At 48.1% G+C, this 7,849-nt stretch carries 12 protein-coding genes and 1 tRNA gene; 4 read left to right on the plus strand and 9 right to left on the minus strand.

Features of this window, described 5'->3' with window-relative positions:
• The 6 genes from AB1757_21370 to AB1757_21395 all read right to left on the minus strand — a co-directional run bounded on the left by AB1757_21370 (position 1) and on the right by AB1757_21395 (position 2,270).
• Positions 1-636, minus strand: coding sequence for a hypothetical protein (locus tag AB1757_21370; GenBank protein ID MEW6129605.1), 636 nt, complete (start codon positions 634-636; stop codon positions 1-3).
• Positions 633-821 (minus strand): hypothetical protein, encoded by a 189-nt coding sequence (locus AB1757_21375; protein MEW6129606.1) that lies wholly within the window; start codon positions 819-821, stop codon positions 633-635. The genes AB1757_21370 and AB1757_21375 overlap by 4 nt, the downstream gene beginning before the upstream one ends.
• Complete coding sequence (locus AB1757_21380; protein MEW6129607.1) at positions 805-1,245, minus strand: HNH endonuclease; 441 nt, start codon at positions 1,243-1,245, stop codon at positions 805-807. The genes AB1757_21375 and AB1757_21380 overlap by 17 nt, the downstream gene beginning before the upstream one ends.
• Positions 1,246-1,392: 147 nt before the next feature.
• Positions 1,393-1,539 carry a hypothetical protein gene (locus tag AB1757_21385; GenBank protein ID MEW6129608.1) on the minus strand — a complete coding sequence of 49 codons (147 nt, stop codon included), beginning with the start codon at positions 1,537-1,539 and terminating at the stop codon, positions 1,393-1,395.
• Complete coding sequence (locus AB1757_21390) at positions 1,536-2,072, minus strand: hypothetical protein (protein MEW6129609.1); 537 nt, start codon at positions 2,070-2,072, stop codon at positions 1,536-1,538. Before AB1757_21390 ends, AB1757_21385 begins: the two co-directional genes overlap by 4 nt.
• A gap of 24 nt (positions 2,073-2,096) precedes the next feature.
• Positions 2,097-2,270: a hypothetical protein gene (locus tag AB1757_21395; protein ID MEW6129610.1), complete on the minus strand. Its 174-nt coding sequence runs from the start codon at positions 2,268-2,270 to the stop codon at positions 2,097-2,099.
• A 117-nt stretch (positions 2,271-2,387) separates the two neighbouring features.
• On the opposite strand from AB1757_21395, the gene AB1757_21400 reads away from it, so the two are divergent.
• Positions 2,388-2,675, plus strand: coding sequence for a hypothetical protein (locus AB1757_21400; GenBank protein ID MEW6129611.1), 288 nt, complete (start codon positions 2,388-2,390; stop codon positions 2,673-2,675).
• Complete coding sequence (locus AB1757_21405; GenBank protein MEW6129612.1) at positions 2,644-3,117, plus strand: ImmA/IrrE family metallo-endopeptidase; 474 nt, start codon at positions 2,644-2,646, stop codon at positions 3,115-3,117. The genes AB1757_21400 and AB1757_21405 overlap by 32 nt, the downstream gene beginning before the upstream one ends.
• Positions 3,118-3,279: 162 nt before the next feature.
• Here AB1757_21405 and AB1757_21410 read toward each other — a convergent pair.
• The 3 genes from AB1757_21410 to AB1757_21420 all read right to left on the minus strand — a co-directional run bounded on the left by AB1757_21410 (position 3,280) and on the right by AB1757_21420 (position 7,051).
• Positions 3,280-3,352 (minus strand) — tRNA-Ile (locus AB1757_21410).
• A 214-nt stretch (positions 3,353-3,566) separates the two neighbouring features.
• The gene (locus AB1757_21415; GenBank protein ID MEW6129613.1) at positions 3,567-4,967 is read right to left on the minus strand and encodes a sigma-54 dependent transcriptional regulator; all 1,401 of its coding nucleotides are present in this window, start codon (positions 4,965-4,967) and stop codon (positions 3,567-3,569) included.
• Between the two features lie 77 nt (positions 4,968-5,044).
• Positions 5,045-7,051 (minus strand): winged helix-turn-helix domain-containing protein, encoded by a 2,007-nt coding sequence (locus AB1757_21420; GenBank protein MEW6129614.1) that lies wholly within the window; start codon positions 7,049-7,051, stop codon positions 5,045-5,047.
• 130 nt (positions 7,052-7,181) lie between these two features.
• Here AB1757_21420 and AB1757_21425 point away from each other — a divergent pair, with 130 nt between their 5' ends.
• Both AB1757_21425 and AB1757_21430 read left to right on the plus strand, forming a co-directional pair.
• Entirely contained in the window at positions 7,182-7,625 is a 444-nt protein-coding gene (locus tag AB1757_21425) for a DM13 domain-containing protein (GenBank protein ID MEW6129615.1), read from the plus strand.
• A gap of 132 nt (positions 7,626-7,757) precedes the next feature.
• The coding region (locus AB1757_21430) for a sigma factor (GenBank protein ID MEW6129616.1) at positions 7,758-7,849 on the plus strand (92 nt) is incomplete at its 3' end.

A 7,849-nucleotide genomic window follows, 5' to 3' on the forward strand; every position in this document is an offset into this window, starting at 1 on the left:
CTAATTCCCCTGAGTCATCGAGGACAATAAAGACGCTTCAAGCGGGGTGAGTTCCCATTCGGCTTCGATGACAAAAAGCATTCCTGAAATTTGGCGCATCAGAAACGGGTCAACCGGGTATTCTTTTTCCCATTTCTCAACTTCAAAAAGGATGTGGTAGTTGTGCAGCCCGTTCTTTGGTCGGCAGGCAGGCGGGATATGCGGAACCGCTGAACGAAGGATTGACCAGTCCACATCATAGGTGCTTCCGTAAGTAGCTTGTCTCATGCGAAAAGCGAAAGTGTTTGCCGGTAAAAGAATATTTCGCGCGGAGGCGTACATATTCCAGCGGTTTGAATCAGTAAAGCCTACAGTGTGCGGCGAGTGTGAGTGATTGCGGGTGTAAGGATTCCGGAAACAGAAAACCGTTTTCCAGTCGGCGCGGGCGATGGCAAGCCTTGGCTGTTGCTGTTCATTCAATCCGGTTTGCTTGAAAGCCTGCGCAAGATTTAAGACGCGCGCGCCTTTTGAAACTGCTGCATAGAGTGACTGCAATTTGTCATCTTCGGCAACGCGCTTCTTTGCGGTGATGGATTTGTATTGGTCAAGCTTGCGCTCGGCTTCTTCGCGAGTAATTAAAATAGTGTTTACGTTCATGAATTGATTCTCCTGTCTTTTTCTTTGTGTCCGACGTGGTAGCCTTTGCATCTGCCGTGGTGGTAGACAATGAGTCCCGAATCGTTCCGGCGCTCGGCTAATCTGTCGAGGTCGTTTTGCGCGTTATGCGATGATTGATAACCAACTTTGCGCCCACAGTGGTAACGCTTATTGCGCTTTCTCATTTGCACAACTCGGGTGAGCATAAACATTGGGTTTCTCCTTTCGGTAATCAATCGCCTTGGTGCGTTTCCAGTTGTTACAGGACGGGCAGAGCGGTTGCAGATTGTCTGCGGTATTCGTGCCTCCGCATTGCAGCGGAATGATGTGGTCAATCTGCAATCGCTCATAAAGCGAATCGGTTGCGCCGCATCGAGCGCAGGCGTAGTTGTGGGCTTTCAACACCGCTTCCCACTCTTCCCAGGTGAATGAACCTGTAGAGCCGAAACGTTTGGCTCTCTGGGTATGGCGGTCAATGATCCAGCGCCGACGGGCGTGTTCGGCATTCGTCATTCTTGAGCGCCGCTTGCGAATCGCCGCAGGGGTTTGCGAAAGTTTGCACTCGATGGGATTTTCTTCGGGGTCAGATTCCCAGTCTTCAAACTGCATCGGAACCTCAAAAAGATTCCCCGCGCCCTACCTATGCACACTGGAAGATTTTCTTCTGCTGAATCGGGCGCGGGGAATAACGCTTGCCACGCCAGCGCCGGCGTCTGTGATTTGTATGGAAAGCCTTAGACGCAGGCGTGGCGAAGATTAATATTTGCGATAGCGGTAAAAGCGCGCGTTGATGTCGCGCTGGCGTTTACGCGCGGCGCGGCGATCAATCCAACCGGCGAGCAGTAAAAACAGAAGCCCGAAGATTGCCAGCGCAATCCCTTCGATAATCACCAGGTCATTCATTTGCGAGCCTCCTTCTGCATTTGCAGCAGCGAATTGATGGTGTCGGATAGGAACTTGATCAGTTCGTCAGCCTGCGAGTTGGTGAGTTCTTTGCGTGAAGTGACGTGGAAACCTTTCAGGACCTCGCGCAGCTCCTTTTCGGTGCAACCGAGTTCAAGCGCCTTGTTCCAGAGTTTGAGAATGGTTAGCTGTTTGTCGCGCGAACAATTCCAGTTGCTGCAGATTTCGACGACGTTATCAATGAGCGGTGGTTGTTCGGGCGGCTCCGGATTGCGGATTTCAGGGCAGGCTTTAGCCTCCTGCGAATTGCGGATTGCATTAAATTCGGCGGTCGCTTTTTTACGCTCATCGATTTCTGCGCTCAAAGCGTCATCTTTTTTGTAAAACTTCTCGCCGTAAAAGCCTTCGCCACAGGCTGCGAATTTAGCAGCGCGGGCAAAGTGAAAAATCGCTTTAGCGGCTTGTTTGATCTGCGGGTGCTCGGCTCTCGCATGGGTTTCCCCGGCTTTCTGAATAATGTCTTCAAGTGTCATTTGGTTTGTCCTTCCGTAAAAAAGTTACTTGCCTGCCGCCGCTTCCTTGGTGAGTTGAACCTGGCGAACGCATTCAATGGTTGCTGCCTGAAGGTTTTTAAGCTTTTTCTCTTCGGCAAATTTCTCCAGAAACTCACGCTGGGAATCAGGCGGATAAAAAACGATAGGTTTCGGGTTGTATTTCTCTCTTTTCCTCATGTCAATAATTTATCATATGCTTATTTATGTGTAAATATACATAAATCTACATTAGTTGACATCTGCGGTGAATTGTTCTCTAATTCGTTTGAATTTTCGCGGGGGTGACAAACCAAAATGAGTACAGAAAAAGACTATCTAACTATCCGTCTCTTAAAGACGACGATTAAACGACTCAACGACAACGCGGCACATTTTAAGCGGCGTTCGGGGCGCGAGATTGCCAGCGAAATCATCGAACAATATCTGCCGCTCTGGGAGCGTCTGGAACAAGAGAAAACACAGGAAGCTGAAAAACGACAAAACGAACTGCTTGAATATATGTACACGCGCGGGCAAGCCTCAGCCAAAGATGTTGAAAAGGTGAAGGCCGATGTACAATCCCGAAAATCGAAGAAGCGATAGATTCTTAGTCGAACGGTTTTGCCAGTGGGTTCCGGATTGGAATCGAAAGCAATTATCCCTCGATGCCCTGGGGAATCTCTGCGATGAATGCGGCATCACGCTTGAAGAACTGGAACTGGATGCAGATGGTCTCGCACTCTGGGAAGACGCTGAACCTTATATCTACATCAACTCACAATTAAAATATTCCGAACGGGTCATCACCGGGTTTCATGAACTGACGCACATCCTTTATCACACACCGCGCCCGGAGATTTTCAGAAGACAAAGTAATTGTTGCTGGAATTTTTCCAAGCAGGATCGGCAGGCTGAAATTGTTGGCTTAGTGGCGTGGATGCCGGAAGCTGCGACCAGAGGGCTATCCGTCGAATCGCTGATGCTTAAATTCGATGTGCGGCGAGAAAGCGCCGAGTTTCGCGCCAGTTTGAATTTATGGCAATAAATCGGGTGAGCATAATCTTAAATCAATCCTAAAAGCTATGTGACCGGTATGTGACCGTAGTAGATGATATTTGATTGATTTGGTTAGTTATCAAATTACCTTGATGCTTTGCGGCTCGAATAAAAAATGTAATAGATAACAATAGATATAAAAGAAGGTTGATGGCCCCTCAGGGATTTGAACCCCGGACCAAAGGATTATGAGTCCTCTGCTCTAACCGCTGAGCTAAGGGGCCATATTGAAGATGTTCAATCAACATTGGCGATGGGCTTTATAGTATCAAAAATCTCTCGCGGCGAAATGTGAGATTATACTGACCGCTTCATTTGCAGACAAGTTAAACGGCGACACCTCACATCACTTGATTGGCTGCAATGTCTCAGGGCAGTAGCGCGGTCGAAGACCGCTTGTTCAACCATTTAAAAAGTAGAATCCGCCGAAAAAAATTGTCACGTGCGAATGTTGTAATAACGAATTTTACTATTCAATGTCGTCGTATTTAATCCCAATAATTTCGCAGCGCGCGATTGATGCCCGTTGGTGATTTCGAGCGCCCGGCGAATCAAATCAATTTGAAAGCGATTCACTTCATCATAAAACGAAATGCCATTCGACAAATCAATTTGCGTTGCATTGCTCTGACCATCCGATTTGGCGGCGGCAAGTTGTGGATTGACGACCTCTTCGCGTAAATCATCTTTGGTGATGGATTGATTGCGCGCCACGATGACGGCACGTTCAATGACATTCTCCAGTTCGCGCACATTGCCTTGCCAGCGATAAGCTTCAAGCAGCGAAAGCACTTCGGGGCTGAGTTGCTCGGTAATCTGCTTGCCATTTTCCGCCGCGTATTTGCGTACAAAATGTTGCGCCAGCGGCAGAATATCTTCCTTGCGTTCCCTGAGCGGCGGCAAATTGATTGAAATCACATTCAAGCGATAGTACAAATCTTCGCGAAACAATCCTTCGGCAACCGCCTGTTTCAAATCGACATTCGTAGCCGCGACAATGCGCACATCAACCTGTTTGCGCGTGGTGTCGCCAAGCGGTGTGAATTCGCGTTCTTGAATGACGCGCAAAAGTTTGGATTGCGTTTCCATCGAAATGGTGCCGATTTCATCAAGAAAAATCGTGCCGCCATCAGCCACTTCAAAATAACCTTTTTTAGCGGCAACCGCGCCGGTAAACGCGCCGCGCACGTGACCGAAAAGTTCCGACTCTAAAAGTTCGGTCGGCAAATTCGCTGAATTTACGGTGACGAAAGGTTTGTCGGCACGGATACTTTGATTGTGAATGGCGCGGGCAATCAATTCTTTGCCGGTTCCCGACTCACCGGTCACCAGTACGGTGGTGCGCGCCGGGGCGACCTGTTCGACGAAGGCAAGAATTTCCAACATCTTTTCGCTTCGCGCCACAATCTCTTTGCCTGCGGAACTGCGCTTCAAGGTTTGTTTCAAGGCGCGGTGTTCTTCATCTTTGCGACGACGGCGCACGCCCGCGCCGATAATGCCGAGAATTTCCCGGTTATCAAAAGGTTTGCGCACGCAATTGAAAGCGCCGCGCTGCCAGGCGGAAATTGCCGTATCGAAGGTCGCATAAGCGGTAATCATAATGACTACGACGTCGCGATCAATTTTCAATAATTCTTCCAGCGTGCGCAGTCCGCCGATTCCCGGCATCGACACATCGAGCAACACCACATCAAAAAATTGTTGCTGGAATTTATCCAAGCCTTCTTCGCCGGTTCGCGCCACTGCGACTTGAAAGCCCTCGTCAATGAGCAGACTCTCAAGCACATCTCGCATCACTTCTTCATCATCTACAATTAAGATGCTGCCTTTTTTCGCCATAACGGAAAATGCTAACAGGTAAAATGCAAGCTCTGCCAGTCGAATAATAAAACGCTGGAAGCAAGGATTATCAAATGTTACTCGCGCAGATTCAGACGACCAAGCAGGTCGTCAAAACGCGGGTCTGAACGCAATTCATCCCATAACGGGTCAACTTTGATTTTGATAATCCCGTTATCTTTACTGGCATAACTTTTCTCTAACCACGCAAAGGCTTGGTCTTTTTCGTGCATCCCGCAATAGATGGTTGCCATGGTGTAATTTTTGACAATCCCCTCCGGCTTCCCCAAAACGTTCTGTAAAATTTTCTCGGCTTCGGTGCGGTTATTCAGTCGCGCCTGAGCGTAACCGACCAGCGGTTCGGCTTTCAATCTCTCGCTGCTATACCACTTCTTGCCTTCCGCGAGCGCCTCTTGATACAGGGATTTTGCCAGATAAATCCGCATCATGATGCCTCCCCAGTAAGGATGATTGGGGTCTGTGGCAATGGCTTTTTTGCTGTGTTCGATTGCCTGGTCAAACCGGCGCGCATAATAGAGCACCAGCAAATGCTGGAAATGCGTATCGCTTGATGTGGGGTCTAGTTGCAATGCCAGTTCGCTTTCACTGATGGCTTCGTCGCGACGATCCAGTGTAGAAAGCAGAACCGAATAATTACTGTGTGATTCGCTGTCATTGGGATTGAGTTCAATCGCCCGTTGCAAAGCCTGTTCAGCCCCAGCCCAATCCCAATCCAACAGATACTTTCCCCATCCCAGAGCGTTATATGCCTGACCTAAATTGGCATCCAGACTCAAGGCTTTATCGATAGCCGCCACCGCTTTATCGCGCAATTCCTGGCGATTCGGCGAAATCACCGCCTGCGCAATATAATTGGCAGCCAATCCTGCATAGGCGAGCGCGTAATCCGGGTCTTTTTTAATCGCCTGCTCATAGTATTCAAGCGCCTTGGGAAACTGGTATTTGAAATGAAAATATTGCCCCTGCGTATACAACTGAAAGGCTTCGGTGTTTTCGGTGTAACGTTTGGTCAACAGCCGTTTTTCGTCGATGGTGAGTTGCAACGATAAGACTTTAGCCATGCGTTCGGATATGGAATCCTGTAAAGCGAATACATTGGTGAAGAAATCATCAAACTTGTCGCCCCATAACAAAGTGCCGTCCGACACCCGAAACAGTTGCGCGCTGATGCGAACATTTTTATCGGAGCGTTGAACCAAACCTGCGAGCACCACATCAACTCCCAACTCTCGACCTGCGGCAATCGGGTCGGTTTCGCGTTCGGAATATTTCATAACCGTGCTGGTTGGTCTGACATTGATTTCTTTGAATTTCCCCAAACGGTTAATCAGCGCATCCGCCATTCCTAAACCAAGCGCCTGATTGGCTTCATCCGTGCTTGTCGCTTTAAACGGCAAAACCGCTATCGTTTGAACCCTTAGCGAATTCGCTATTTTGGTTTTCGAGTTCGAGGAAACTGCAAAATAGACTCCGGCAATTATCACGCCAAGTAATAATGTCGCACCGATGGTCAATTGCCATCTTGAAATCGTTGGCAATAGCGAACCCTTTTCAGCAGGCTTAATCTCTTTTTCGGAGTTTAAATCCGGTGCTTTGCCAGTAAGCGAATCTAATTCCAACAAAGGACTGGTGACATATTTTGACGGCTCATTGATTTCTTCGGCAGCGATAGCCAGCGAATTTTTCGCTTCGGCGGAGGCGTCATTTAAAACTTCTGTGGGTGTTTCATCAATAATTTTTTTAGTGACTTGAGCGACGAAACGATAGCCGCGCTTGGGCACCGTTTCAATGTATTGCGGTTTGGTGGCGCTTTCGCCAAGCACCTTCCTCAAGGTCGATATATTGACATTGAGATTGACCTCTTCAACGAAACTCTGCGGCCAAAGCTCGCGCATCAACCACTCTTTTTCAAGCAATCGTCCGGCATTTTCTACGAGCAATACGAGCGTATCAAAGACCTTGGCTTTGAGCGGCACAACTTCGCCATTGCGCAACAGGAGTTGTTCGCCGACATCCAATTGATAATCACCGAACTCGTATAACTCTCGTATTTTCTGAGCCATAGATGAATTTAAATTTTTTTAAGATTTTTTTTAACCGCAAATTGGCTTTCGTTTAAGACATCAACATCGCCTCTTAGTATAGTTCACACGGTCACGAAGAAACGAACTTTTAAATGCGTGGTCGGGTTAAATGAAAGTAAAAAAATTTACCATTACAACCGTTTTCGTAATTACGCTCGGACTGGTGTTCTTCGCAACTTTCAAATTCGTTATGCAACAAGGTATTAAAAAACAGATCATTGCTTCAGGTAAATTTCATCAGGTTGCCCATCAAGGCGAAGGCAACGTGATGATCTATCGCCTGCTCACTGGTGAGCGGGTACTCGAACTTTCAGAGTTTAGCACAGGCGAGGGAGAAAATTTAGAAGTTCTGCTCATTGGCGCTCGCGATGCCTTAGAGAATGAAACCGTTGAAAGCGCCGAGACCTTTTCACTGGGCAGGTTGAAAAGTGTCACCGGTCATCAAAGCTTCGCCATTCCCGATAGTCTCGACTTAAACAAATTTGGCGCGGTTACCATCTGGTCAAAAAAATACAAAGTCAATTTTACGACCGCGCCTTTACACAACGATTGATGCTGCCCGGTAAACCAACAAGGTTTATCGGATAGCGACAGACCAACGAGGTAAACAATGTTGAATACAAATGCAAAACTCACTCAGGGCGTTTCAGCAACCGAAAATTTTGAGCAGGAGGCGCTGCCGTATATGGGAGATTTATACCGGAGCGCGTACCGGATAGTTGGGGAGCGGGAAGAGGCGGAGGATTTGGTGCAGGAGACCTATATGCAGGCGTGGAA

The organism is Acidobacteriota bacterium, assembly GCA_040754075.1.
Classification (GTDB): Bacteria; Acidobacteriota; Blastocatellia; order UBA7656; family UBA7656; genus JBFMDH01.